Genomic DNA, 25,280 nt, shown 5'->3' on the forward strand with positions numbered 1-25,280 from the left:
GACCTAATTCAGGTGAACGGCCGCCCCTCGTATACGGTTCGTACCGGTCGCGTGGCTGTTGAGCTGTGTGCCGCGAATGGAGACGCGCCCGTTCTTCTCCAAAATGATGGACGCCAAGCCACATCTGAACTCAATGCGATCGCGAGCATTCAATATCACCGTCTCACCGTCGCGCAACACTTCGACGGGATGCGGATTGGGACGCGGATCAACTATCCGTCCGACCACAAGCGGCCGGGCGGGGTCACCCGCTTCGAACAGCAGCGCCACTTCCGAGCCGACAGCGGAAGCGTCGAGAGCGGCGAGGCTGCGGGCCTTGAGCGCCGTGTCGCTGGGATTGCCGACGAAAACGACGAGCGGCGAGCCATCATCGAAGCCGATCAGCAACCCAATTATCACCCCATCAACACGCTCCACAACGTCCATCGCTCGGCCCTCAATTGTTGTGAACACTGCTGCCTTTGATTTTGGTCTTGCCGTCGGCCTTCACGTCGATGTCGCCGCTGCCGTCGAGCCTTATGTCCTTGCCCTTGACGCTAATAGTGCCGTCCTTTTTGAGGATGATGCTGGCATCGCCGCATTTCAGCGTGATCTCGTCAGCCGCCTCGACGTAAAGCTTCTTGCCGAACTTCATCACGCCGTCTTCGCCGACAATGACACTGCTCGCCTTGGCGACTTTTAGCGAGTAGGCCCCGCCGACCTCGATCCCCTCGTCCGCTGCAATCTTGGCCAGCCGCGCCTTGCCGACCTGCGAGGAATGGGCGCCGCCAACAGTAAAGCTCTGGTCGGCGGCGACGTCAACCGTCTGCGCGGCGCCGATCTGCCATTTGTCTGCCGAGCCAATCGTGTGGCTCTGCGCCGCGCCTACAGTAACCGATCGTGTCGCACCGATCGTATTCGTTTGCGGTCCGCCGACGCTTCGTGTCTCGGAGGCACCGACCGTATCGACGCGCGCCGCCCCAACCGTGATCGTCTGGACAATCGCTACGGTCTGCGAATGGTTGGCGTCAATGTTTTCCGTAGAGTTCGCGCCGATGTGGATCCTCTCGTTCGATCCGACTGTCAGCGATCGATTCACCCCAACCGTCTCGGTGTCGTTCGACCCGATGTTAGTTGTCTGGTCGACGCCGACCTTGACAGTTTTGTTGTTGCCTACGTCCTCGTCGAGATTGTGCCCGACAGAGTGCTTGGCGTCGTGGTCGATGCGGTCGGACTGATCGTGCTGCACCAACTTGTTGCGGTCGTGCTTAATCAGAAGGTGATGGTCCTTCTGCGCCTGGAAGTTGACCAGTTCGGAGCCTGCCTTGTCCTCGAACATCAGTTCGTTGTAGCCGCCACCACCTTTCGACGAATCGGATTTCCAGCCGGATTGCGTGGCGTTGCCGGGCAGTCCATAAGGCGGCATCTGCGCGGCGTTGTAGACCCTGCCGGTTATGATCGGCAGGTCAGGATCGCCTTCGATGAAGTCGACGATGACCTCCTGGCCGATACGCGGAATCTGGATAAAACCCCAGCCGCTGCCGGCCCAGGTCTGCGAAACCCGCACGAAGCACGAACTGTTCTGGTCCTTCTTGCCCAGCCGGTCCCAATGGAACTGGACCTTCACGCGCGCATATTTGTCGGTGAATATCTCCTCGCCGGACGGACCGACCACAGTCGCCGTCTGAGGGCCGCGCATGATCGGCCGTGTCGTGACCCGTGGCGGACGATAGGGCAATGCCGTGGGTGCCACGCCAAGGATCACCTTGAAGTTCTCGCTCTCGACATCCGCATGGGCTCTGTAGCCGGGGTCGAACAGTCTGTATTCGGCGCTCACCACCAGATACTCTTGGTTCTGGTCCTCGCGCGGAAAGCCGTCCAGTTTGAAAATGCAGCCTGAATACAGGCCGCGCACGGTTCCAACCGCGGCGATGCGCTGGTGCACCGCCTGGATTTCCTCGCGCCGGATTGCCGCCAGGCTGTCGCCTCGGCCCACTTCGAGATGCGCGCCGGGCTGACGGTAATTTTCACCCGCAGCCAGCTTGTGACTGAACGGCTGGGCCGATTTGGCCATCAGGTCGGCGCCCGGCTTTTTGAAATCATAGTCGGTATGGACATAGGCGCCCGGCCGCACCGAACTGCCCGGGATCCATTCCGTGATATATTCGACATCCCGCCGGGAGCCCTGCCCTTCAAAGTGATAAGGCACTTTTTCATAGCCCGGCGCCGGCTTCAGCTTGCTCATCGAATCGGCAAGCACAAGCGTGTGCTTGCCCTCGCCATGCTCGAAGAAATACAGGATGCCCTCGTGCTCGAGGAGTCGCTGCACGAAATCGAGATCGGTCTCGTCATACTGCACGCAGTATTCGCGCGGCGGATAAGAGCCTTGCAGGCGCTTCTCGTATTTTGCGGTGCTGTATTTTGAAAATACTTCTTCGACGATTTCGACGACGCTCATGTTTTGGAAAATGCGGCAGTCGGTCGTAGTTCCGAGAAACCAGAGCCATGGTCTGACGACCGTTTCGTAATAGGCCAGTTGGTCCTCGATCCGGGTAAGTCTAAACTCGGACACTAGGCCGCTGAACCAACGTTTTGGATCGGATTCACCTTCGATCGAGACGGCCCCACCCAGCATCTTCAGCGGATTGATGTCGTGATCGGTACTTACGAACCCAACGGTGTAGCCAAAACAACGGCTTATCTCATCGCGCCCGACAAGGTGCGTGAAGGTCAACAGCTCGGCGCCAATCGGCGTCTCCACAACCGTGGCACGTTCATTCGGCATTGGTCGTGCCCCTCCTGGACCCTGCCGCCAGTGGATTTGAAGGTCCTGCTATACTGTCCTGCTATACTAACGACGGCAGGTTCAGGAACTCAAAGCCAAACAATTCTCACTGGGTTGCTGGTCCGTGTTGAGCGTACCACATGTTGTTGCGCGGGCCAAAGCGGCATGCATAGCTGGGCGAAGCAGCAAGATCGAGGGTTCGCCCGCTGCCTTGCGCCAATGTGATGCGAAATTGGATTAGCCACGTTAAAAACATGGAGTATCGTGCCGACAAGGCCGCCAGCGATCACACAGGCGATTGTGCATGTTAATCAGTCTGCAGATCAGCAATGTCGATGTCCTGCCCGCTGGCGTATCCCCCGGCTACAGATCGCGTGATCGCACCTTCAAAATCGGACGCGAAAATTGCGACTGGATCTTACCCGACCCGGACAAGTTCATTTCCGGCCGGCATTGCCAAATTCGATACGAGGCAGGCGCGTTTTGGCTGCATGACATCTCGCGCAATGGCACTTTCATCAACGGATCGAGCCAACGCATCACCGGTCCACACCGGCTGGCGCACGGCGACAGGCTCCTGGTCGGCCGCTACGTCATCTTTGTATCGATTGACGAGCGCGCCTCGCCGACCCATCCGCAAGGCGACGAAGGTTCGACACAACGACACATGCCTATCGCGGCCGATCGGCCGCTTGACTCTGGAGGCGAGCCCTTCTTGAATTCGGCACAGCGATGGCTTGGGCAACGAGCACCGTCGCCGCCCGCGTCGGTCCCGTCGACGAGAGACGAGGTGCTGCGGGAAATCGCGATTGGAGCGGGTATTTCCCCGGAACTGCTGCAGTCGCGGGACCCGCATGAAGTTGCGGCCGAAATTGGCTCGGTCCTGCGGGTGGTGGTCGAGCAACTGGCCATGCTGCTGAAGGCACGTGCGGCCGCCAAAACGCTGGCCAAGAGCACGCACCGGACAATGATAAGCTCCGCCGACAACAACCCGCTTAAGTTCGTGCCGGGGATCGACGACATCCTCGAAATCATGTTTGCACGGCGCAGATCCGGCTATCTCGATGCAAGGCACAGCGTCGAAGATGCGTTCCGCGATCTCAAGACGCACGAATTTGCGACTTATGCCGCCATGCAAGCTGCGCTGTCGCGACTGCTTGACGACCTGTCGCCGGAAGCGATCGGCAAAAAGCTTCCACCGACATCGTTCACCTCCAAGAAGGCCCAAGCATGGGACGCTTTTGTCGCGACATGGCGGAACATGGAGGAAGCCCATGAAAACGGCATGCTGGATATATTCTTGGCCTATTTCGGCGAGGCGTATGCCAAAGCTGACAAGCACAAATAGACCGGCCCAATAGACTGCGCCGCTCTAGCTGACGAAGAAAAGCGCATCGGCGCACCGCATCATGTTCCAATCGACAACATCTGAGATTACGATCACATACGACCGTTCGCCAGGCGGGTAAGCCTGATTGACCTGGGGGTCTGCGGCAGATGTCATATTGCGGCGACATCGTTTCTTGTAGCAAAGACTGCTGCGGACCAAGGGCTCGCTGGCCGGCCCCTTGCTTGCCCTATCCGGCCAGGAAAGATCTGGCGCCTCTCGAACGCGAGCGCGGACATTGCATCGCGGCGGCACATCGGCAATGAGCTCGAAGGACGATCCTTTCGGCCCGGTCGGCAAGACCGTCATCCGCACCAATCCAGGGCGCGGGCAGAATGCCAAACCAGCCGCAAATGAACCGATTGCCAAGCCGGTCAGGCCCTTGGACGTCAAGGAATCGACAGTTTTCGATCCTGACATAGGTCGGCATATGCCGCCGGACTGGACATCCGGAACCATTTTTTATCAGGGAGCGTCGTCCGGTGCAGCGGCCAAAGCCGAGACAGCCGAGTCAAGGCCGATCATTCAGCAGGAGGTGCTGCTCGAAGCCGCCGACACGGTCAAATATTCGACAGCAAATCCGATCCTCGCGGCGTCAGCACCATTGCTTGTCCTGTTCGGGCATCTCAGGCTTGTGCCGGTTGAAAGACAGGCGGCGCCACTGGCCGAGCATATCGCCGAAGCGATCGAGAGGTTCGACCGGACGCTGGAGAAGTCGGGCGTTGCCGAAGAGGATGCGCGGATCGCGAAGTTCGCCCTTTGCGAAACTGCCGACGATCTTGTTGGCAACCTGCCCTGGACCGGCAAGGACACCTGGGCACAGCACAGTATGTTGTCGCGGTTTTTTCACCTCGAAGCCACGGGCGCCGGCTTTTTCGAAGCGCTAAACAAGGTGCTGGCCAATCCGGAGCCACACTTAGACCTGCTGGAGCTGATGCATGTCTGCCTGTCCCTGGGATTTGAGGGCCAGTATCGGGGCCTGGCGCGCGACGATATCAGTCTCGAACGTGTGCGGCGCGACGTCTACGAGACGCTTCGCTACTTCAGGGCCCGCGCCGGAGAGGACATCTCCCCCCACTGGCAAAGCATGGCGGCGACGATGGTGCCGTCTTCGACCCGCCTGCCGCTCTGGGGCGTTGCCGCCGCGGCATCAGCCCTGCTGACGGCCGCGTTCTTCATGTTGCGGGCGTTCGTGACCGATGAAGGCGATGCTGCAGCCAGACAGTTGCTGGCGCTCAATCCCTCGACACCCGTGACGATCGAGCGCGCCAGTGTGGTACCCCCACTTGCCGAACCGGCGACAGTTGCCTCGCCTGCCGTAACCGAGCAGATCGACCGCATCCGCTCGGCACTGTCCACGCAAGTCGAGCGCGGCGGGATGACCATCGGCACAAAAGGCGACTTCATCGTAGTGGAGATCAACAATCAATTGTTGTTTCAGCCGGGCAAGACCGAAGTGAAGCCTGAGTCTCAGTCACTGGCCGAACAGATTGCCGCAGCCCTTGAGCACGAGCCGGGGCCAATCAGGATCGTTGGCCACACGGACAACGTGAAGCCACGGAAATCGAGCGCATTCAAATCCAACTTTGACCTTTCGGTCGCCCGCGCGAAGGCTGTTGGAACAATGATCGCCGCGAAACTTAGCGATCCCGCGCGAGTGACCGCCGATGGCAAGGGCGCAGATGAGCCAATTGCCGACAATGCGACGTCCGAGGGCCGCGCCAAGAACCGCCGTGTCGACGTGATGATCCCCAAGGAGGAAACGCTGTGAAGACCGCCGGTGGGAAACGCCAGTGATGCGTTGGCTGCCGCGGATATTCAGCACGGCCGCGTTGGCCGGTTTCGCGGCAGCGATCTGGTTTGCTGGACCTTTGATCCGCTTCGCCGATATCCGGCCGCTGGGACCTGTTTGGTTGCGCGCGACAATCATCGGCACGATCGTAGCGACCGCGGCCCTCGTTTACGGAGTGCGCGTCTGGCAGGTGAGAAAGGCGCAAAAAGCGCTCGAGATCGTCATTGCTCGCGGCGACGAGGGCAATGACGATTCACCGGTGCTCGAGGCGCGCATGAGTGAGGCCATCGGAACACTCAAACGCTCGAGCGGCAAGCGCAATTTCCTCTACGATATTCCATGGTACATCGTCATTGGCCCGCCGGGCGCCGGCAAGACGACGGCACTGGTCAATTCGGGTCTGAATTTTCCGCTTGCCGGTTCAGGAGACGCCCAGCCGGTGGCCGGTGTTGGCGGCACCCGCTCCTGCGATTGGTGGTTCACTGAAGGGGCTGTGCTGATCGACACGGCAGGACGTTACACCACGCAGGATTCCAGTGCTGGAAGCGACAGCAAGAGCTGGCTTGCGTTTTTGTCATTGCTCAAGAAATTCCGCACAAGGCAACCGATCAACGGGGTCATCCTGGCCATCAGCCTTGCCGACCTCATCAGCCTCGATGACCAGCAGCTAGATGCCCAAGTCGTTGAAATACGCAGTCGCCTGAGGGAGATCCACCAGACGCTTAAAATCCAGTTTCCGGTGTACCTGCTGTTCACCAAGGCCGATCTTGTTTCCGGCTTCATGGAATACTTCAGCAGTTTCGAGGAGCCGCGCAGGCGCAAGGTCTGGGGCGCGACATTCCAGACCACAGACCGCAACAAGAACATGGCCGGTGAGGCTCCGGCCGAATTCGATGCGCTGGCGAACCGCTTGGCGGACGAGATGGCTGACCGCCTGCAGGAAGAGCTTGATCCGGTCTCGCGCATATCGATCTTTGGCTTTCCGGCCCAGTTTTACGCGCTCAAGGGGCGAATTGCCAATTTCGTGACCAGCCTGTTCGATCCGGTGCGCGGCCAGGTGAACGTCAGTTTGCGTGGGATCTACTTCTCGTCGGGGACGCAGGAGGGAACGCCCATCGATCAGGTCTTGGGCGCAATCGGCCGCAGTTTCGGCAACAATTCCCGCCCCCACCTGTCCGGGACCGGCAAGAGCTTCTTTTTGCACGATCTCCTGAGCGATGTCATTTTCGCTGAATCCGGATGGGTTTCCTATGACCGAGCGACCGAGAGGCGGGCAGCGGCCCTCAGGTATGGCGGCTTTGGCATCATAGCCTTGATCACTGCAGCGGCCCTTGGCGCGCTCGGGATGAGCTTCATGGCCAACCGCTCGCTGATCGCCTCTACGACGCAGGCGACGAGCCAATATCGCGAGACAGCGGACGCCCTGCTCAAAAGCACGACGGTCGCGGATGTCGACCTTGAAAACGTCATCGGGCCACTCGACCAATTGCGCAACATGCCGGCCGGTTTCGAAAGCAGTGACTCACCGATCCCGATCGACGAAACGTTCGGCCTGAGCCAGCGGGAAAGGCTTAGTTCTGCATCGACAACGGCCTATCGGCAAGCACTGGAACGAATGTTGCGGTCGCGTCTGCTCGTTCAGGCTGAGCGGACGGTCCAGGCGACGATGGCTGAGCCTGCCACGCTTTACGAACCGCTCAAGATCTACCTGATGCTCGGCGGCAAGGCACCCAAGGTCGATGACGCACTGATCATCTCTTGGATGAAGCAGGATTGGGAAAAGAACCGGTATCCCGGCGAGAGCAACCGGGAAGGACGCGCGCAGCTCGAAAAGCACCTACGCGCCATGCTCGCGTTGGACGATGCCTATGATCCAGTTTTCGAACTCAACCAGCCGCTTGTGGAAGCCGCCCAGCGTTCGCTCGGGCGCATGAGCCTTGCGGATCGCGCGTCAGCATTGATCAAGTCGGCGGTGTATGCGGCTGCGCTGGACGATTTTGCCGTCTCTCAAAAAGCTGGACCGGAAGCGCAGCTTGTGTTCGAGCGCGTCGATGGCGGCGATCTGTCGAAGCTTCGTATACCCGGTCTCTACACCCGAGCCGGATTCAACAACTTTTTTCTCGGACAGCTTTCGCGCATTGCCCAGACACTCGTCGACGACCAGTGGGTTCTGGGCGGTGGCGGCGAGCAAGGCGGCATCGATCAGGCGTTGCTCAAACTCGGCCCCGAACTTCTCGATCGCTACGGCAAGGAGTTCGCAGCCGCGTGGAACAGCGTACTCGATGGATTGAAATTCAAGGCCATGCTGAACGACAAGCCGCACTATGTCGCGCTTTCCGCCGTAGCCTCACCAAGCTCGCCGATCGAACAGCTTTTTACCGCGATGGCCGAGGAAACAACCCTGGCGCGCGACTCTGTCTCCGGCGCCGACTCGGGCACTGGGATGCAGGTCGGCACCGTCCTGCGCCAGTCCCAGGACGCCGCAGACATGGCCAAGGGCCTGGCTCGCATCGGCATCCAAATTGGCTCCGCAAAATCGCAAAGCCGTGCCGGTACGGGGTCCGAGAAATTTCATAGCCAGAACCCTGGGGCAAACATCGAAGCGCAGTTCAGGTCCTTCCAGGCTCTGGTAAGCGGTCCTTTTGGACACCGACCGATCGATGCGCTGACCCAGAATTTTCGCGACATCCACCAGAGCCTGCGACTGGCAACCGAGGTCCCTTCGCAGACGGAACGTGTCAACGCCAACCTGCAGCTGCAGATAGCCACCCTTCGCGCCAATGCATCGCGTCTGCCCAAGCAACTCGGCAGAATGGTCAACGCAACTGCAGACGAATTTGAGGGCAACACGGCTGAAATTTCTTTGACGAATCTGAATGAGATGCTCGACCAGGCCGTCACGCAGCCCTGCGAGAAGGCGGTCAACGGCCGCTACCCCTTCGCCGGCGATGGTACCGAGGATATTGCGATGGCGGACTTCGCCAAATTGTTCTCTCCGGGCGGCCTGATGGACCGGTTCTTCGCACAAAACCTTGCTTCCTTGATCGACATGAGCGGCCAGGACTGGAGCTGGAAACAGGATGCACGCTTTGGCCGCGACCTGTCGAAGTCGACGCTGAAAAACTTTCAGCTGGCTGCGGAAATCCGCGGCGCATTTTTCCCGTCGGGCGGGTCAATGCCGTCAGTCAACCTGACCTTTACTCCGTTCTCGCTGAATGGAGATGCAGATGCTGCGGTGCTCGACGTCGATGGCCAGATCGTCCAGAGCAACCAGGCGGCTAACACGCCAAGCACTGTGTCCTGGCCGACCGGTGCGGCCTCGACATCCGCCAGTCTGAGGCTGACGCCGGAAATGCCGGGCCGCGAATCCGTTATCAGCTTCGAAGGGCCGTGGTCGCTGAAGCGGTTGCTGGACAAGGCGACGATCACCAGAAAAGACGGCACTGTTGAGGCGCGCTTCGTAATCGGCGGACGCGACGTCACCTATACGATCCAGACCGGCTCCGGACCCAGCCCCTTCTTCCTTCCCGCACTTTCTGCTTTCAGCTGTCCGAAGGCGTTTTGAATTTGACCTCGCCGAAGGCAAGTAAGATCGCGAAACCAAGCTAGGGTGAGGATCGATCTTTTGAATATACCGACGCTCCTGTTTTAACGACGGGGTCGGCAATTTGCGCTGGGTGGCACGTCGCTCGCTCGGATCCTGAAAGATGCCGGGTCCTGGCAGCGGCATCCAGGTGGTCGTCTCGAGCACCGATCACGGCGAGATCACACGGCGTCATTCCGGCGTACCTGACGGGCTGCCCGGTTGGTTGTGGGATAAGAGCTGGAACACTTCGGCACCGGCACGTTGTGACAGGCGGGGAGATCGCAGGATGCGCAGTTGACCAGGCAACGGAGCGCTGTCGCGCCCTCAAATCATCTCTTCAGCTCTTTTTCGGGGTGACCCGCCACAAAGGCCACGCGATCAAAGCTAGATTTCGATATTTTAATATTCGAGCCTGTGGCAAAGTGGCGCCAGCGAGCGCCTTAGAGTGCGCTGCAGAGGGCGCTTCGAGAAGCGCTTGGTGGCAAGTTGAGCGATGTCGCCCTTTCCTTTGAAAGCTTCGGCGTAAGCCACAATGGCTGTGTCCGTGAGCACAATGAAGACAACTATCTGCTCGAGCCACGAACCGGCCTGTGGGTGGTGGCCGACGGTATGGGTGGGCATGAAGCCGGAGAGGTCGCTTCAGCCAGCATTGTCGATCATCTGGCCACGATCGGCATTGCCAGTTCCGCCCCGGATCTTCGTGCGCGCTTCGAGGACAGGCTGAGCCGCGCCAACGCCGAGATCCGCAGGATCTCCGAGTCCCGCGGCATAACGATCGGCTCCACCGTTGCCGCCCTGCTGGCGATGGATGGGCGATTTGCTTGCCTATGGGCGGGCGACAGCCGGGTCTATCTGATCCGCAACGGCTCCATCTCGCAGATCTCGAAGGACCACACCGAAGTTCAGGAACTTCTCGACCGTGGCATGATCAGCGCGGCCGAGGCGCTCACCTGGCCGCGCCGCAATGTCATCACGCATGCGGTAGGCGTCAGCGACGAAATCGTCATCGATTTCCAGCAAGGGGAAATCATGCCGGGAGACATCTTTGTGTTGTGCACCGATGGGCTGACGGCGCATCTGACCGACGCCGAGATCGGCGCCGCGGTTGTGACTGCAACACCTCAGGCGGCCTGTGAGGCTCTGCTGAAAACGGTGCTGGAGCGAGGCGGGACAGACAATGTCACGATTGTGCTGGTAAAATTCGCAAGCAGAAGCAACGGACACCCCCCCTACCCAGATCTGTCCAGAGCGGAGGGTTGAGGCTGATGAGCGCCGACGACAAGACGCGAATATCGCCGCAGCTGGCCAACACCGCCGTCGGCACGCAGCTCAGCGGCATCTACGAACTTGACGAGCGGATCGCATTCGGCGGCATGGGCGAGGTCTACCGCGGCCACAACATTCAGACTGGCGACCATGTCGCGATCAAGATCGTCCTGCCCGAATTTGCCCGCGACCCGACGATCTTGTCCTTGTTCCGCAAAGAAGCGTCGATCCTCAATCACCTCTCGCACGATGCGGTCGTGCGTTATCACGTCTTCACGATCGATCCAGGGATCGGTCGTCCCTACCTTGCGATGGAATTCGTCGACGGCGAGTCCCTATACGACATCATGCGACGTGGCCCTATGCCGACTGAGCAGGTGCGCAAGCTCTGCCATCGCCTCACGTCGGGTCTGAGCGCCGTGCATCAGGCAGGAGCAATACACCGCGACCTCTCTCCGGACAACATCATCTTGCCCGGAGGTCAGGTCGATCGCGCCAAGATCATCGATTTCGGAATCGCGCGATCGGCGACCGTCGGCGGGGAGACCCTGATCGGCGGAAAATTCGCGGGAAAGTACAACTACGTTTCCCCCGAACAGCTTGGGCTGTACAGCGGCGATGTCAGCGAGCAGTCCGACATCTACAGCCTGGGGCTGGTGTTGGTTGCCGCCCTGCGCGGGAAGCCGATCGACATGAGCGGATCCCAATTCGAGATCATCGAAAAGCGTCGGACCGTGCCTGACTTGTCCGACATCGATGACGATTTTCGTGACATTGTCGAAGCCATGCTGCAGCCGGATCCGCGAGACCGCCCGGTGAGCATGGCGGAAATTGCCAGGATGACGCGTGACGAGGACGAAGGGACAACGCCGCCGACGTTCATCCCAAACCGCGACAGGCCGGGTTTGCCACGAGCGGGGCAAACCCTTGCGCCCGACCCGAAGGCCTCGTCCCCGCCATCCGATGTCTTGGGCCATAGCGGGCCTTTGGCAGGCTCGGGTGGGCAGCGCTTTGTCCCGCATGTCCGACCAGCGCTGCTGTCCGAACCTCGGGCCTCACCGGTCGCTGCGCCGCCACGAGCCCTCGTTGGTGCTGTTCGCGGAACATCTACAAAAGGCCGAGGCATCGCCATCTCTGCCTTCGCGACATTGGCTCTCGCCTCAGTTGCCGGCCTCTATTTTAGCGGCTTTATAACACCCACCGCACCGAGCGCTGTCAAAACCTCGCTTTCCGCGCCAGAGCCACCGCAACTTGCACCACAAGCAACAACGCCTTTCCCGGATGCATCAATTCCTGACGCAGAGGCGTCAAAGCCGCTGGCGACGGACAATGATGCGCACGCGCCTGAGCCGCCACAGGCAGTTCCAGCCCCAAAGCCGGAAACGGAAGCTAGATTAGCGCCAACTGAAAATCAGGCGGAGGCCGCCGCGGCCAGAACGCAGCCGCCGGCAGCGTCGCCCAAGATGCTCCCGCAAATGCAGGAAAAGTCGAAGCCGTCGGCAAGCGCGGCGCAACTGCCGGCCGAAACCGCAACGCCATCATTTCAGCCCGATACGCCCTCGCCGCCTGCCACGATTGCTCCGGCTCTCCCGCTGGTCGACAAGGCTCCGGCGCCGCGCGCCGCGCAGCCAGACGCCGCACCGAGCCAAAAGCCTGAACAGCAGGCAAGCCCGCAGGCGGGGGCGAAACCGGCCGTGCCAGCTCCCGAACCGGCTGCGGGCCAGGCAGGTGCGACGAGCCCAAAGGAGCAGCAGGCCGTCCTGCCGCCGCCCAAACACCAGGCGAACCGGCCGGCGAAGACGATACCAGCAGCGCCCGTTCCCGAGCCGGCTGCACGCCAGGCGGATACGACGAGGGCAAAGGAGCAGCAGCCCGACCAACCGGCGGCCGGAGAACCAGATCCGGCCATGGTCGCCCTGAACTTGCCCAAGCCGGAAGTTGCCCCAGTAATGGACGAGATAGCGCAACGTGTGTCGTGGGTTCGCGACTTCAGCGGCGGCGACTGTTTCTACGCCGCCGTAACCTCGATAACCGATAAGACCGCTGCGATCGAAGGATTTGGAACCGCGGTCCAGCCATTCGAGCAGATGCTGGCTGATTTCCAGGCAAAGTTCCACGTTGAGCCGGACATCAACGTGCGCCTTATTGAGCCGAGCCAGTGCGAAGTCACCAACTTTCTGCGTTTTCTGGGGCAGACTGCTGGCGAGAAGCCGCAGCTTGTTCTCGATCGAACATCGGTGCCGAACGGTACGCCGATCAGCGGTACGCTGGTAACGCGTGGCGGGCTCATTTCCAGCGTGCTGCTGATCGACCACAAAGGCATGATGTTCAACCTCGATGACCGCATGGTCGTTCACTCGGACAAGGCTACCTTCAGCATCCCGATCGGTCTCGGCGCCGCCGACAGGGCTGCAGGCAAGGCCGTGCCGCAGATCATCATGGTGATCACCGGGCCCCAGGACATCCAGGCGGCTGCGATCTCCACGCCAGTGCCAGCCTCACGGCTGTTGCCCAAAATTCTCGAGGAAATTGAGGCCAACGGTTCCAAGTTTTCGGCCAGTGCCAAGTATTTCCGACTCGGCGGCTAGCATGGGCGTCCGATGGAACTGCTTAGCTCGCGTTTGCCCCGCTCGTCTTCCGACCTGCCCGTAAAGCAGCGTGGTCGGCTTCGAACCTTGCTTGCCTCGATGAGCCGGATGGGGCTTGCGGTCGTTTCGGCCGCCGCGTTGCTAGCCGTGCTCTCGTGCAACGAAGCGCGCGCCGAATTCACGGTGTGCAATCAGACGCTCGACGTCGTCAACCTCGCTGTCGGCCAGGAGGTGGACAATGCCGACCAGACCGACGGCTGGTGGACCATCGGCGCAAATCAGTGCGTCAACGTCATCCGCGAAGAACTGACGAACCGCTACATCTACCTCTACGCCACCGACGTTTTCGGCCACGCGATCCTGACCGGATCGACCGAAATGTGCATTGAGCGGCGACGTTTCTCGATACGCGGCATCGACGAATGCTGGCAGCGCGGCCATATTGCCGCGCGATTTGTCGAAGTCGATACGCTTGAACAGGTGCGGTGGACGTTTTTCCTGACCGGAAGCAGTCCGTGACGCACGCTATCGACACCAGCTTCAAGGAAAAGAAGCAAGCACGCGCTGCCCTTCGCCGGCGCACGTTTTGGCGCAAGCTTCTTGCCGGCCTCGCCACGGTTTTCCTGTGTTCGATTGCAGCCGGCTTCTATCTCACCGCGGACTACTGGTCATTTGGCGACGAAGACGAGGAGCTGCATGCGGTCGAAGGAGCCGACGATGTGCCGGCCGATGCCTCTGTTTATGTGCCTGCCATTATCGGCCTGGCGGGAGACCCGATGTGGATCACGCTCGCACCCGATTCCGGCGCCGCAACGAAAGGCCGCGTCGTTCCGCGTCCGGCCGAACTCGACCAGGCCGGGGTTTCGTCACAGATCGAGATTTTGTCCGACGTCATGCTTAGCGCCAGCGAGAAATTCATGACGACCATACCGTCGACGCAGGAGGATTTTGCGTTCTTCCAGGCACAACGAAAAACCGCCCCCGCAGCCTCCAGCGATCTGCAGAACGATCTTCAGCCAGCTCCTGGCGCCGATGAACCCGCGCCTGCTGCCGATCAACTGACCGAAGCCGATGACCCGGAGGCCGGCTGGGGTGAAACAATCGACGCAGGCGATGCAGCTCTTCCCGCGTTCCACAAGACCCAGATCGAAAACAACACCAGCGTCGCAACTGTCACGAACGAATATCAGCGGTTCGAGGCGACGGAAGACACGTTCGTGAAGATCCTCAACGATCGCAGTCTGGATAGCGTTGCGCTCGATGCACATTTCTCCGCCGACGACGCAAAGCAGGCAGGCGAGGCGCTGAAGGCCCTCTTCGGCCGGGACGGCCTTGAACCGGGCTATGTCGTGGCCATGCGTGGATACCGGCCCAACCGCGAGACGACAACGATGTCCCTCACGCAGGTGTCGATCTACGCCAAGAACGTCTTTGTCGGCACGCTGACGCGCAATGCCGCGGGCGTGTTCGTCTCCGGCGTCGACCCTTGGGTACGCGAAGATCTCTTCAACTACTCGGGCGCGCCGGCGGAAGGCGGCCACAAAAGGCAGTATCGTCTGCTCGACGCGATCTACTCGACTGCGGCACGCAACAGCGTTCCAACCGGCGTGATCGGCGAAGCGATCATGTATCTGTCGAGAGGACAGGATCTGGACGCCTTTGCAAGCGAGGACCAGCGTCTTGTGCTGATCTATTCTCAAACGCCGCGCGGCAAGGACGAAGGCGCCGGGCGCGTGCTGTATGTTGGTGTTCAGGGCACGACAAAAAGTCTCGACTGTTTCGTCTTCCAGCAGGGCGATGGCCAGTTTGCATGCGTCACAGGCGACGATCAGGTCCGCTCGCTGACGGTCACCAACGGCATGGTCACACCGGTCAACGGGGTCTTGACCTCGACCTTCGGGCCGCGCAAGCATCCAATTCTGGGCACCGTTCGCATCCATAAGGGCGTCGACTGGGCGGCGCCCGTAGGCACGCCGATCGCAGCCGCCTTCGATGGCGAAATCAGCTTCCAGGGCGATGGGGGCGGCTATGGCAATCTGGTCAAGATTTCGCACGGAAGCGGGCGCGAGACGCGCTATGCGCATATGCAGAAATTCGCAATCATGGGCGGTGTCGGCACCAAGGTGAAGGCAGGCGATATCATTGGCTATATCGGCACCACCGGACTGTCGACCGGGCCGCACCTGCATTTCGAACTCTACCAGAATGGCGCGGCGATCGACCCGCTGGGTACGGTTACTGCGGTCGCTTCGGATCTTTCCGCCGTGCAAACGCTCACCGACCGCATCGTCCATGTCGAAAGTGGCGGCAGTGCCCGTGCCAAGAACCCGAATTCTTCAGCGACCGGCGCCGGCCAGTTCATCACCAAGACCTGGATCCGGATGATGAATACATACCGCCCCGAACTTGCACGCACACTGTCGACCGCCGACCTGCTTGCCCTGCGTTACGACGCCACGATCTCGCGCGAGATGGTTCGCAATCTGGCGCGAGAGGGCGAAGCCTATCTTCGGGCGCGCGGCCACCAAATCACAGCCGGCCGGCTCTATCTGTGCCATTTCCTCGGCATGGAGGGGGCGCATCAGGTGCTGTCGGCGTCGGGTTCGGCGCAACTGAGCGCCGTGCTCGGATCAGCCGTCATTCAGGCCAATCCCTTTCTCACCGGCAAGACCGCCAGCTATGTCGTGGACTGGGCCGAAAGGAAGATGGGTCGAAAGCTCAGCCCAGCAACGACCGCGAGCCAGCAGACGACGACCACCACTGAAATCCGGCAGACATCGCCCGAGTTCGCAAAGTACAAACACGTGATCATGGCGATGCTGAGCTCCGTGCAGAACGCGCTTTGAGCCATCGCAGCCGTTCGTAAGAAAGGGTTCAAACGACTGCCCTGCTCGCGGCAAAGCCGTTGTGGCTCGAAACTGCCGCACAGTTTTCGGCGGCATGCGCTACTCGGTCTTTATGCGCATTTCCACACGGCGATTGACAGCATCGTATGGGTTGGGGCTGCGCGGATGCGCTTCGCCCAGGCCGATCGGATTAATCCGAGCCGCCTCAATGCCGCTTGATGTCAGGAAGGACGTCACAGATTGCGCTCGTCGCTGTGAGAGCCGCTCATTGTAGTTCGCCGGACCGGAAGCGTCAGTGTAGCCTTCGACGACGAAATGGAAACTGCTAAGCCGGTTGTCCTTCAGGGCCTTGGCAAACTCCGCGAGCTCGGCGCGCGCGGTTGCGTCGAGTTCGGCCGAATCGAGTCCGAAATTGATCAGCATGTCGAGACTGGATTTGCCGGCGGGTCCCTCGTTTGGCTTACTCTTGCTCTTGCACTGCTCCTCGGTGCCGACACAAATTCCGCGCGACTTGCCAAGATCGGCCGCGCCGGCAAAAAACTTGACGATGTCTTCTGATTTCTGGACAGGGTCGGCGCAAACATGCGTTGAGAAAACCATGACCGCCAACACCAAAGGTGAACTGGCCCACCGCATAGCGGTTACTCCTGTTGAGCATCCGATATTATCAAGCGTGAACATACCAAATTCCGAAGCAATTGTCTGCGGGAAACACCGAGCCGCGCCTGTGTCGCCTTTATCACTCCGCTGCGAGTAGAGACTTGACCAGCGCCGCGCTGCGGGCTTGAGTGCTGACAGGCTCTCGATGAAAGCGTGGCGTCATGGCCAACGGGCTCCGATTCAAAACGGCACGAGATCTTTTCCTAGCTTGTCCCGCCGCTGCCCGAGACATGCGAACCCTTCCAACCGAACAGCATTCGATCGAATTTTGCCGCGATCTCCTTGCAGGGCGCGTTCCCGAAGAGGCAATCACCTTTTGTGCCTACCTGCTGCCGGATCGGGCTGCGGTCTGGTGGGCTCATGAATGCCTTGGGCATTTGAGTGAGCTGCTCTATGAAGCCGATCAACAACTGCTCGCGTTTGTCAGCAACTGGGTCAGCGAACCGGGCAGCGCCCACCATCGTGCCGCGCTGGGCCAGGCAGCGGCAGTGCCCCCTACAACCCCGGGCGCCTGGATTGCCTTGGCTGCGGGATGGCGTGATAATGGCCTTGGTGCTTGCCGATCCGTCGGCCGAACAGCAGTACCACCCGCCTCACCGCCGGGTCCTGCCGCCCATGCCGTCAATGCCGGAGTTCTGGCAGGGCTGGCGCGTGTTGCACTCGCGGACCCTTTTTGCCATTCTATCTGCCTTTGTCGAAATGGGTCTACAGATGGCCGACCCCTCAGTGCCCTAAGGTCATCTTGCCCGGAACTTAGGAGAGATCAACAAACGATTTCCTGTGGAATGGGAGGTCGGAAATATTCCGTGGAAATTCTTTAAGCGGGTGATCGGATAACTGGCTCGCGCGATGACGACCTTGTGCCCCCTAGGCTCCACAAAGGCCTGTGGGCACAGCGTTGTTATGTACCCTGGCGACGTCCTCGATCAGTTCGGTTAAGGTGCGGACCCGTAAGTCGGACCTATCCCCTATGTTTCCCACATCTTTGGTCACCATCCCCAGCGAAGACATGGAGACCGCCCCGCTCACCTTAATGTTGACGGTAAAGGTTCTTCTAGGCGCCTTCTCAGGCCGATCCGTCGATTTACAGAGCGCCGCTGCCGGCAGGCTCCCCAGCTTCGAACCACAGTCGGTAGCTCTCCCGCATGGCTCGAGCACCAGCCTTCGAGGGGCCAACAATGGCGAGACGTTCCAGTTCCGCGAGCGGGTGTCGCGCGGCCATTTTCGGTCGCAGACGCTCGAGCGTAGCCCGCGGTTCAACATCCGCCACATAGAAATAAGCCTCCTTAGAGGCTGTTCGAAATTCGCTCTGGCGAGTCATATGGTGGTGGTTTCGAGAACCGGAGCAGCGGACATTTGGGTCCGTGAGAACCGGAAGCGCAGATTGGTCCCATCGCCCGTTTGACCACGAATTTTCAAACCGAAGGCCCAGATCTTACTTGCAGCCGCCTTGCGCCCACTTGGCTAGCGCCACCTTGAAGCGCGTCCCGAGCGGATGTTGCAGACGCAGCACGGACACATCGTTGGCGGCGAAATTCTTCGCCTGTTCGCACAGCCGAACCTCATCCCACTCGTGGCAGCCATTGCAGTGCTTGCCCTGCCACACCGCTTTATCGAGCCCTTCCACGGGAGCAAAGAGAGGCTTGCCCATGATCAGCTCGGCGATACTCTTGCCGTCGATCTTTGGATCTCCAAAATCGACAGGTCGGTCGAAAAAGATCGGATCGTCCGAAGCCAGTTTCGGAATTTTCTGCCGCAGGACATTAAGCGCAAGCTGTGCCTCATCGTCGCCTGACGAATTTGCGGTGGCGTTGCGCCAATCCGAACCGTCTTCCGCATGTTGCGGAGCGGTCGCTTCGCCGACGATCAGCGGCGCGTTGAGATCGACCCTGTGCAAAACGACCTCGGTGGTCAGCGAGACATTGATCCACGGGCGCTGCTTGCCGGCCGTTGCTTTGAAGACATCGGCGGTGACCATGTTCATCGCGTCGGTGATGGAGACGTTCGAAGCCCCGATATGGGCAAGCAACGCGGACGTGAACGGCGAATGCTCGCTTGATCCGTCATAGGCAACCTGATTGGGACTGGTGGAAAAGGCGACCAGTGTACCCGCACCGCCATTCTCGATCGGGATTTCGGCAAGCCCGCTTCTCGCTCCCTTGACGCCTGCGGCCTTTGCCAAGACTTCAGCCAGGGGATTGTCGCGACAGGCGTCGAGGAAAATCAGTCTTATGCTGGTCTCGCGCGACATTTGCCGCAAAACGAACTCGACAGGCACCGCCTCGAAATCCAGCGAAGTCTCGTCTTCCAATGCTGCATCAACCGGAAGGAGATAGTTGCTGCCCGAAACCTGCAAACCATGGCCAGCGTAAAAGAAAAGCGCAATGTCGGCGCCGCGAACCTGCTTTGCGAACTGCGCAATCGTCGTCTGGGTCTGCAATTTGGTCAGATCGAAACCGGAGACGACTTCAAAGTCCAACTTCGAAAGGCGGTTGGCAACAGCCTGCGCGTCCCGGACCGGGTTGGTCAGCGCCGGCGCATGCTGGTACTGGGAGTTGCCAAGGACCAGAGCAACACGGCGTTCCGCATTGGCCGCCGTCAATGTCAATAATAGCGAGAGCGTCGCCAGCCCGATCGCGCGCGGGGCACTGCCAAAACAGGCAATCAGATGAAAGCCCCACCGGAACAAGAGGTCCTTCCTCAGTTGACGAGTTTGGTGGCGGAAAACTCGATCCGCCGATTGAGCGCCTTGTTCTTCGGCGTATCGTTAGCCGCGACAGGCCGCTCCTCGCCATACCCGGTTGCCGTGATCTGCGTTCGTGCAATACCCGCAGCGACGATGGCATCGGCAACGGCCTGGGCTCTGCGCTCCGACAGCAGCTTGTTGGAGGCAGGCGAACCATCGGAATCGGTATAGCCAGAAACTTCTACCTTCAGGCCTGGGCACTTGCCGACCACGCCAACCACCTCCGCCAACAGCGGGCGGCTTTGGTTGTCGAGCCGCGCGCTCGCCGACCGAAAGTAGATGGCCCCAGTGCGGGAGAGCACCGCGAACCGGTTAAGGCACTCTTCTTCGCTGAAATTCGCTTTCGCGGCGTCGGTGGCGACGGGCCCGACGTCGGCAGTACTTGCCGCGACTGTCTGCACGGCCGCGGGCTTACTGTCGCCAGCGTTGAACACGAAATCGAACGATACCGAAGCGGTCGGAACAATGTTGGTCACATTGGCGGCTTGCTGCAGCTTGTCGACATTCGGCAGCAGTCCGAAGTCCTCGACATGCACGGCAACAGGCGCCTCCGAAGCGACGGAGACCATGCTGTCGCTGATCATGGTTACGACGACATTGGCCTCAAGATCCTTGTCGACGCCGTGCAGGTTGAGGCGAAATGGCAGCACTGCCTTCACCCTTCGCTTGGTCGCCAGGTCTGCAAATGCGGCAGGGTCCACTTTTGCTGTCAGTTCGGCGGACGGATATTTGAATGTCTCAAAGAAAAGGAACCGCATGCGCACATTGCGAAGGTCGACGCCAGTGTCGACGGAGTTAAGGTCAAAAGTGATCTTGGCCTCACCCGTCGAAGAAAGAGTGCCGGCTATGTTCCTGATCTTGTTGGTTTCGACGATCGTATTCTTCTTGACCGACTGGTAGGTGAGCACGGAGGCGGTCGGGTCGAGTGTCCAGTTCGTCTGTGCATTGGCGCTTTCCAGCCCAGGTAACAACAGCACCGATACGGCAACGATCAGGCCAAGGGTGTTTAGGGCGAAGCAGCTTCTCGAGCCCGTTTTCCACCAGCCTCCGACGACTTCGAACATTGGACCCCCCACAGGACAACAGCCTTCCGCGTTGCAACCACGAACTATGCCGTGCCAAGGAGCATAGAACAATTGTCGAGGCTTGGCGAGCATCGGCGAATCGACCGCAAGGTGTAAATTCCGCTCAGGTCCCGGGCTGCGGAAGTCCGGCAAAATGGTGATGGACGAACACTGGCTACCCAGCAGTCTTGTTGGCGGATATTGGAGCTGACTGAAGAACCCGCTACAGCACCTGCCCGTCTTTGAAGGCCGGTCACGGTGGACCAGCCCAAGTGAGGAAAAAGCCCGCCTGCCCCATCCTGCTTCTGCCGCGGACGCCTACTCCCCAGCCCGTCGTCGACGCTATTCTGTCAGTCTCCATCTCCATTCCGCGCTGAAGATGGCTTCCCTTGGCAGGTCATCAAAGCACTATCCCAATGGCTGAACTGTCCGGCGAATTGGGAGCTCCACGTTTGTAACCAAATGGCGTGCTCCGCGTTCTCTTCAACGGCGTTCGACTATGCGCTCGCGATGCAGCCGTGTGATTTCAGGGTTTCTGGATGGTCAACCGGGACAGGAGCCGGCATGAAGGAAGCTTCGACTGCCTGATCGTAGGTGGCGGGCCAGCGGGCCTAGCGGCTGCGACTTACCTTGGAAGATTTCGAAGGCGAGTAATTGTTGTCGACGCAGATGAAAGCCGTGCAAAGTGGATTCCCTTGACGCGCAACTGCCCAGGCTTCCCAGACGGCATCACCGGCCCTGACCTACTTGACCGCCTCGAACTGCAGGCCACTCGATACGGCGCAAGCTTGGTCCACGACAGGATCGTATCCATTCGCAGAACGAAGGCTGGGTTTTTGGCGGGCGCTTCATCTCCCATTCGTGCCCGCTCGGTGCTCATTGCAACCGGCGTTGTTGACACCCTCCCGGATCTTCCTGGCGCTACCGACATGATCCAAGCTGGCGTCTTGCGATTGTGCCCTATCTGCGATGGCTATGAAGCCATCGACAAACGGGTGGCCGTCATCGGACCGGCCGAACACGCAATGGAAAAGGCCTTGTTCATGCGCACCTTCACTCAGGATCTCACTTTGCTGATTGCCGATCCATCCGAGCCCTCCCCCGACAAGCGTACCAAGCTCAAGAGGGCCGGTATCGAGATCGGCGTATGCAGACCCAATACCGTTTGCGCCACGGGCCGGGAGGCGGTCGTGGAACTCATCGACGGCGGAACGCTGTCGTTTGACACCATCTACCCTGCGATGGGCTCGACCATCCGCTCGAGGCTCGCGGTCGACCTTGGTGCATGCTGTGACAAAGCGGGCAACCTCGTCGTAGATTCGCGCCAGCGCACCGCAGTCACCGGACTTTATGCAGCCGGAGATGTGGTCAATGAGATCAATCAGCTTGCCGTAGCATTCGGCCACGCAGCGGTCGCTGCAACCGACATGCACAACTATCTTGCAAATGGCGACGGCGAACATTGGTCCCAGGCCGAACACGGCCCACGGTGACACCAAGCGAACGGCGCCCGGCGCCGAGGCCGAAAACAAGGCATGAGGAACGAAGAGGCACGGCGACCGTTCGTGATCATTGAGTTTCATCATGTATCTTTTTCAAATCCTGCTACCTCGCGCGGACAATTCCGGCAGACCGTTCCCCAAACAGGAATTCGACCGGCTCAAAGAAGAACTGGCCCAGCAGTTCGCCGGCGTCACAGCCTTTTTGCAGGCACCTGCGGAAGGGTTGTGGCGGCAAGGCGGCGAGTGCAGCTATGATGAGATCGTCATCTTCGAGGTGATGACGGAGGAGATTGATCTGCAAGCCTGGCGAACACGCCGTGCTGACCTTGAGCGACGCTTTCGTCAGGACGAGGTGATCATCCGTTACTCATCGATGGGCGTCGTGTAAGATGCGTAGAGGTTCGGTTCCAGCGGCGGGCAGGTTCGACGCAGGTTGACCAGAGTGGCAAAGGCGCGGCGCTCGAAGTCCGTTACACGATGCACATCAGCTCGCGGCGATCAGCAACTCTTTTTAAGTTCGGGTCTGTGACGGAATCTCTGTAGTAAGGCTCACGTCGTCCGGGCGCTGCTGCGAGCAAAGGCCGAGAGAACCATCAAGGCTCTCTGGGACGCGGTCGGCGCGGTCGTCGACCTCTTCACCCCAGCCGAATGTGCCAACTACTTCAAAGCCGCAGGATATGAACCGGATTAACAGGACGTGCTCTGGGTTTGTGCCAACGCGTACTTCAACGGCTCTGCACCGACGACACGTCGACCCCTCGCCCTTGGATGGCGACGTCTCGCATCTCCCATTTTGAGGGGCAAAAGCACGAGGGCGAGCTCCTCGAAGCTAGACCCCGAAACGGACAGCCCGGCAGCACCACGGTGGAACGTTTCAGAGCCGCCGTGATTCCGATTTATGGCCTGCCCACGGAGATCATCGTGCCCATGGTTCGTAAACCGCGCCATGGAGCCTGTCGGCGATTTGTTCGCTTCAGAATTCGGCGACCCGCCAACGGGCGTTATTTTGAGTTTAGCTTTGCCCCGAGAAGGCCTGTTCAGTCTCAATTGCATCGTGTAGCGGGACTTAAAATCGCGAAGCTGCGCGTTCATGCAACCTCCGCCTTCTCTTCGCGTTTAGCCCCGTTCAATCCTGGCGAGCGAGAAAATGCCGGCGTTCATTCCGATTACAATTTACCTGAATTGCAGGCCAATGGTGGTTGCATCAATATCCGACGCTGCGAAAGCACTTGAACAACCATGGCCATACGTGGCCAAGCCGCGGCGGCTCGAAGCCGTCCGAATGATCAGGGAATGCTTGGCCGGTCATTGCAACCAACAAGCTGCGATCGATGCCTTCAAGGCGGCCGCAATCGAACAGGGACTTTTTACGCAAAGGCCTTCGAGCGTAGGCCTAACGAAATTAGATGCGGTTGTTAGAGACGTGGTGTGAGCTCATACCGCTCTCCGCATCTGGACCGCAGGCAGGCTTCGCCGACATCGCTATGCCGACGCCTCCCACGGCGTCGACGTTCCCTGGAGAATGCGGCAGCGCTCGACGGCGGTGTTCTTCCAAATAATGCGGGTCAAAGCCGGGAGACCTGCCCATAGCTTGGAATTGCTTCCGCCAGCTCTGCGAAAAGATGCACTCCAACGGAATACGATGGGCCGCAATGATTCCGACCGGGGCACAAACAGTCCTCGAGCTGCCCCCCTAACTGCAAGTCCGGCGAGCCCGCTCGCGTCCATCCCGGTTTGCAACGGCCAGACTTCTTGCCGACTACCACAGTGCGCATACGTTAGATCAGCCATTCTCCGCTTATAAGCTTACTGCTGCTGCGCATCTCGTTGCGCTTGGCAGCCGCCGGCGGGACTTGAGCGACCGCTTCGTGCAGGACTCAGCTTGCCATGATGGCTTTTGAGTAGCGCTCAGGCGTCAGAAACTCCCCCGTGCTTGGTTTCTTGATCAGCCGCCGCCGCTTCCATTTCGAGCCGCGCCAAATGGGCCTTAATTTCCTCAGGCTCGGCGTGCTCCAGCCCGACGACATTGTTCCTCGTTTCCTTCAATGCAACGATAATTTCATCGAGCTTGGCATGGATGGCAGCAGTGTCGCGATAACCCTGGATCAGAACAACGCCGGTAATCACAATCGCAGCTACTGAAAGCGCATAGGTGATTACGCTTGTTAGGCCGAAAGGGACCATCGCAGTGCAGGCTATCATGGCCACGATGATCAGATAAAAGCCTGGCGGCCGGGACAGAAAATCAGCAATTACAAAGAGAAATCGGTTCATGTGAATCCCCAACCAAATGATGAAATCCGATTCGGGCTCGTTTTTGGGTGCTCGTCAATGCGGTCCGAAATGCGGACGGCTCTCGCCATGAGCCAGCGGAATAAGGAGCCCGGACTGTGCATGAAAGGTTGCTGTGCAGTCTCCTTACTTTTCCCTCATGCGGGAATGTGGCGTCCCATCATCCTCTCCGGATAGGACGTGAGGGTTGGCTTACTTAGTCACCTGCTTTCGCTGTCGCCAGCGGTGCCATAAGATGCGCAAGCTGGCATCGCAAGCCGCCGCGGCAGGCGCCGTTGCGTCGGCTCTTCTGTCTGTGGGTCGCCTTCGGCTTCCCAGCCTTCGCCGCCGTACTCGGGATTCTGTGGCTGATAATCGCGCGGCCTCAGATCAGGTGTTGGTCGCAGGCAGGTCCCACTGCGATAATGCCCAGTCAAAGCACTCCGAAAGAATTCCGACCCATGCAGCGCGAATATCTCCCGGAGTGCGCCTGCGCCTCGACCTGTAAGTCGCACCGGAGTCCGGTCTCGTATCATTTCCAATCGCGCGCTCACCGCAATCGGCACAGGACAAGATCCCGTCTTGAGGCTGGTTAGGCTTCGCTTACAAAAAGATGACGCCTGAGGGGAACACGGGAAGCAGAGGCAAGTTCGGTGTTCAGTGGAGGAGATTGCGCCATGAACAGTGTTATTTATCTCATCGGCCTCGTCGTCGTGCTTGCGATCCTCTCCTTCCTCGGATTCCACTAGGAGACACCATGCAGGACAAAGACGATCAAGGCCGTCAGACGGCCGATTTCGAGACAGCC

The 25,280-nt window shown here is 59.8% G+C and carries 18 protein-coding genes and 1 pseudogene; 13 read left to right on the forward strand and 6 right to left on the reverse strand.

What is annotated here, in order from left to right; all coding sequences use genetic code 11:
- Positions 1–3: 3 nt before the first annotated feature.
- Positions 4–426, reverse strand: a complete 423-nt coding sequence (locus NKJ13_RS23220) for a DUF6484 domain-containing protein (RefSeq protein WP_352479429.1) — start codon at positions 424–426, stop codon at positions 4–6.
- 10 nt (positions 427–436) lie between these two features.
- Positions 437–2,764, reverse strand: a complete 2,328-nt coding sequence (locus tag NKJ13_RS23225; protein ID WP_352778441.1) for a type VI secretion system Vgr family protein — start codon at positions 2,762–2,764, stop codon at positions 437–439.
- 304 nt (positions 2,765–3,068) lie between these two features.
- On the opposite strand from NKJ13_RS23225, the gene tagH reads away from it, so the two are divergent.
- The 7 genes from tagH to NKJ13_RS23260 all read left to right on the forward strand — a co-directional run bounded on the left by tagH (position 3,069) and on the right by NKJ13_RS23260 (position 16,229).
- Positions 3,069–4,112 carry a type VI secretion system-associated FHA domain protein TagH gene (tagH, locus tag NKJ13_RS23230; RefSeq protein ID WP_352778443.1) on the forward strand — a complete coding sequence of 348 codons (1,044 nt, stop codon included), beginning with the start codon at positions 3,069–3,071 and terminating at the stop codon, positions 4,110–4,112.
- Between the two features lie 301 nt (positions 4,113–4,413).
- The gene (gene tssL, locus NKJ13_RS23235; RefSeq protein ID WP_352778445.1) at positions 4,414–5,922 is read left to right on the forward strand and encodes a type VI secretion system protein TssL, long form; all 1,509 of its coding nucleotides are present in this window, start codon (positions 4,414–4,416) and stop codon (positions 5,920–5,922) included.
- Between the two features lie 25 nt (positions 5,923–5,947).
- Positions 5,948–9,508 carry a type VI secretion system membrane subunit TssM gene (gene tssM, locus NKJ13_RS23240; RefSeq protein ID WP_352778472.1) on the forward strand — a complete coding sequence of 1,187 codons (3,561 nt, stop codon included), beginning with the start codon at positions 5,948–5,950 and terminating at the stop codon, positions 9,506–9,508.
- 507 nt (positions 9,509–10,015) lie between these two features.
- Positions 10,016–10,789: a PP2C family protein-serine/threonine phosphatase gene (locus tag NKJ13_RS23245; protein WP_352778447.1), complete on the forward strand. Its 774-nt coding sequence runs from the start codon at positions 10,016–10,018 to the stop codon at positions 10,787–10,789.
- A gap of 5 nt (positions 10,790–10,794) precedes the next feature.
- A complete protein-coding gene (locus tag NKJ13_RS23250) occupies positions 10,795–13,383 on the forward strand; it encodes a serine/threonine-protein kinase (RefSeq protein ID WP_352778450.1) in 2,589 nt (862 codons plus the stop codon).
- A gap of 12 nt (positions 13,384–13,395) precedes the next feature.
- Entirely contained in the window at positions 13,396–13,902 is a 507-nt protein-coding gene (locus tag NKJ13_RS23255) for a DUF1036 domain-containing protein (RefSeq protein ID WP_352778453.1), read from the forward strand.
- Positions 13,899–16,229, forward strand: coding sequence for a M23 family metallopeptidase (locus NKJ13_RS23260; RefSeq protein ID WP_352778456.1), 2,331 nt, complete (start codon positions 13,899–13,901; stop codon positions 16,227–16,229). Before NKJ13_RS23255 ends, NKJ13_RS23260 begins: the two co-directional genes overlap by 4 nt.
- A 99-nt stretch (positions 16,230–16,328) precedes the next feature.
- Here the strand turns inward: NKJ13_RS23260 and NKJ13_RS23265 are convergent, their stop codons facing one another.
- Complete coding sequence (locus tag NKJ13_RS23265; protein WP_352479445.1) at positions 16,329–16,865, reverse strand: OmpA family protein; 537 nt, start codon at positions 16,863–16,865, stop codon at positions 16,329–16,331.
- A 254-nt stretch (positions 16,866–17,119) separates the two neighbouring features.
- Between NKJ13_RS23265 and NKJ13_RS31630 the strand changes: the two genes are divergently transcribed.
- On the forward strand, positions 17,120–17,710 hold the full coding sequence (locus NKJ13_RS31630) for a DUF6931 family protein (protein WP_502901937.1): 591 nt from the start codon (positions 17,120–17,122) through the stop codon (positions 17,708–17,710).
- A gap of 614 nt (positions 17,711–18,324) precedes the next feature.
- Here NKJ13_RS31630 and NKJ13_RS23270 read toward each other — a convergent pair.
- Positions 18,325–19,578: a caspase family protein gene (locus tag NKJ13_RS23270; protein WP_352778459.1), complete on the reverse strand. Its 1,254-nt coding sequence runs from the start codon at positions 19,576–19,578 to the stop codon at positions 18,325–18,327.
- An 11-nt stretch (positions 19,579–19,589) separates the two neighbouring features.
- On the reverse strand, positions 19,590–20,699 hold the full coding sequence (locus tag NKJ13_RS23275) for an OmpA family protein (RefSeq protein WP_352778461.1): 1,110 nt from the start codon (positions 20,697–20,699) through the stop codon (positions 19,590–19,592).
- A gap of 539 nt (positions 20,700–21,238) precedes the next feature.
- Here NKJ13_RS23275 and NKJ13_RS23280 point away from each other — a divergent pair.
- From NKJ13_RS23280 to NKJ13_RS23300, 5 genes and pseudogenes are all read left to right on the forward strand, one after another.
- The gene (locus NKJ13_RS23280) at positions 21,239–22,192 is read left to right on the forward strand and encodes an NAD(P)/FAD-dependent oxidoreductase (protein ID WP_352778464.1); all 954 of its coding nucleotides are present in this window, start codon (positions 21,239–21,241) and stop codon (positions 22,190–22,192) included.
- Positions 22,193–22,283: 91 nt separating this feature from the next.
- Positions 22,284–22,589: a hypothetical protein gene (locus NKJ13_RS23285; protein WP_352752036.1), complete on the forward strand. Its 306-nt coding sequence runs from the start codon at positions 22,284–22,286 to the stop codon at positions 22,587–22,589.
- 168 nt (positions 22,590–22,757) lie between these two features.
- A pseudogene (locus NKJ13_RS23290) lies at positions 22,758–22,892 on the forward strand (IS630 family transposase); the annotation flags it as partial.
- Positions 22,893–23,065: 173 nt separating this feature from the next.
- Entirely contained in the window at positions 23,066–23,434 is a 369-nt protein-coding gene (locus NKJ13_RS23295; protein WP_352508055.1) for a hypothetical protein, read from the forward strand.
- Entirely contained in the window at positions 23,394–23,633 is a 240-nt protein-coding gene (locus NKJ13_RS23300; protein WP_352479446.1) for a DUF982 domain-containing protein, read from the forward strand. The genes NKJ13_RS23295 and NKJ13_RS23300 overlap by 41 nt, the downstream gene beginning before the upstream one ends.
- Before the next feature lie 476 nt (positions 23,634–24,109).
- Here the strand turns inward: NKJ13_RS23300 and NKJ13_RS23305 are convergent, their stop codons facing one another.
- Positions 24,110–24,475, reverse strand: coding sequence for a low affinity iron permease family protein (locus NKJ13_RS23305; protein ID WP_352508013.1), 366 nt, complete (start codon positions 24,473–24,475; stop codon positions 24,110–24,112).
- Between the last annotated feature and the right edge of the window lie 805 nt (positions 24,476–25,280).

The sequence above is a fragment of the Mesorhizobium sp. M0174 genome (assembly GCF_040322275.1).
GTDB lineage: Bacteria > Pseudomonadota > Alphaproteobacteria > Rhizobiales > Rhizobiaceae > Mesorhizobium.

Coding starts and splice junctions, on each gene's coding strand:
- NKJ13_RS23300 (WP_352479446.1), top strand. CDS start 23,394: ATGGTGGTTGCATCAATATCCGACGCTGCGAAAGCACTTGAACAACCA.
- NKJ13_RS23220 (WP_352479429.1), bottom strand. CDS start 426: ATGGACGTTGTGGAGCGTGTTGATGGGGTGATAATTGGGTTGCTGATC.
- NKJ13_RS23305 (WP_352508013.1), bottom strand. CDS start 24,475: ATGAACCGATTTCTCTTTGTAATTGCTGATTTTCTGTCCCGGCCGCCA.
- NKJ13_RS23280 (WP_352778464.1), top strand. CDS start 21,239: ATGGTCAACCGGGACAGGAGCCGGCATGAAGGAAGCTTCGACTGCCTG.
- tssM (WP_352778472.1), top strand. CDS start 5,948: ATGCGTTGGCTGCCGCGGATATTCAGCACGGCCGCGTTGGCCGGTTTC.
- NKJ13_RS23250 (WP_352778450.1), top strand. CDS start 10,795: ATGAGCGCCGACGACAAGACGCGAATATCGCCGCAGCTGGCCAACACC.
- NKJ13_RS23225 (WP_352778441.1), bottom strand. CDS start 2,764: ATGCCGAATGAACGTGCCACGGTTGTGGAGACGCCGATTGGCGCCGAG.
- NKJ13_RS31630 (WP_502901937.1), top strand. CDS start 17,120: ATGCGAACCCTTCCAACCGAACAGCATTCGATCGAATTTTGCCGCGAT.
- tagH (WP_352778443.1), top strand. CDS start 3,069: ATGTTAATCAGTCTGCAGATCAGCAATGTCGATGTCCTGCCCGCTGGC.
- NKJ13_RS23255 (WP_352778453.1), top strand. CDS start 13,396: ATGGAACTGCTTAGCTCGCGTTTGCCCCGCTCGTCTTCCGACCTGCCC.
- NKJ13_RS23275 (WP_352778461.1), bottom strand. CDS start 20,699: ATGTTCGAAGTCGTCGGAGGCTGGTGGAAAACGGGCTCGAGAAGCTGC.
- tssL (WP_352778445.1), top strand. CDS start 4,414: ATGAGCTCGAAGGACGATCCTTTCGGCCCGGTCGGCAAGACCGTCATC.
- NKJ13_RS23285 (WP_352752036.1), top strand. CDS start 22,284: ATGTATCTTTTTCAAATCCTGCTACCTCGCGCGGACAATTCCGGCAGA.
- NKJ13_RS23265 (WP_352479445.1), bottom strand. CDS start 16,865: ATGCGGTGGGCCAGTTCACCTTTGGTGTTGGCGGTCATGGTTTTCTCA.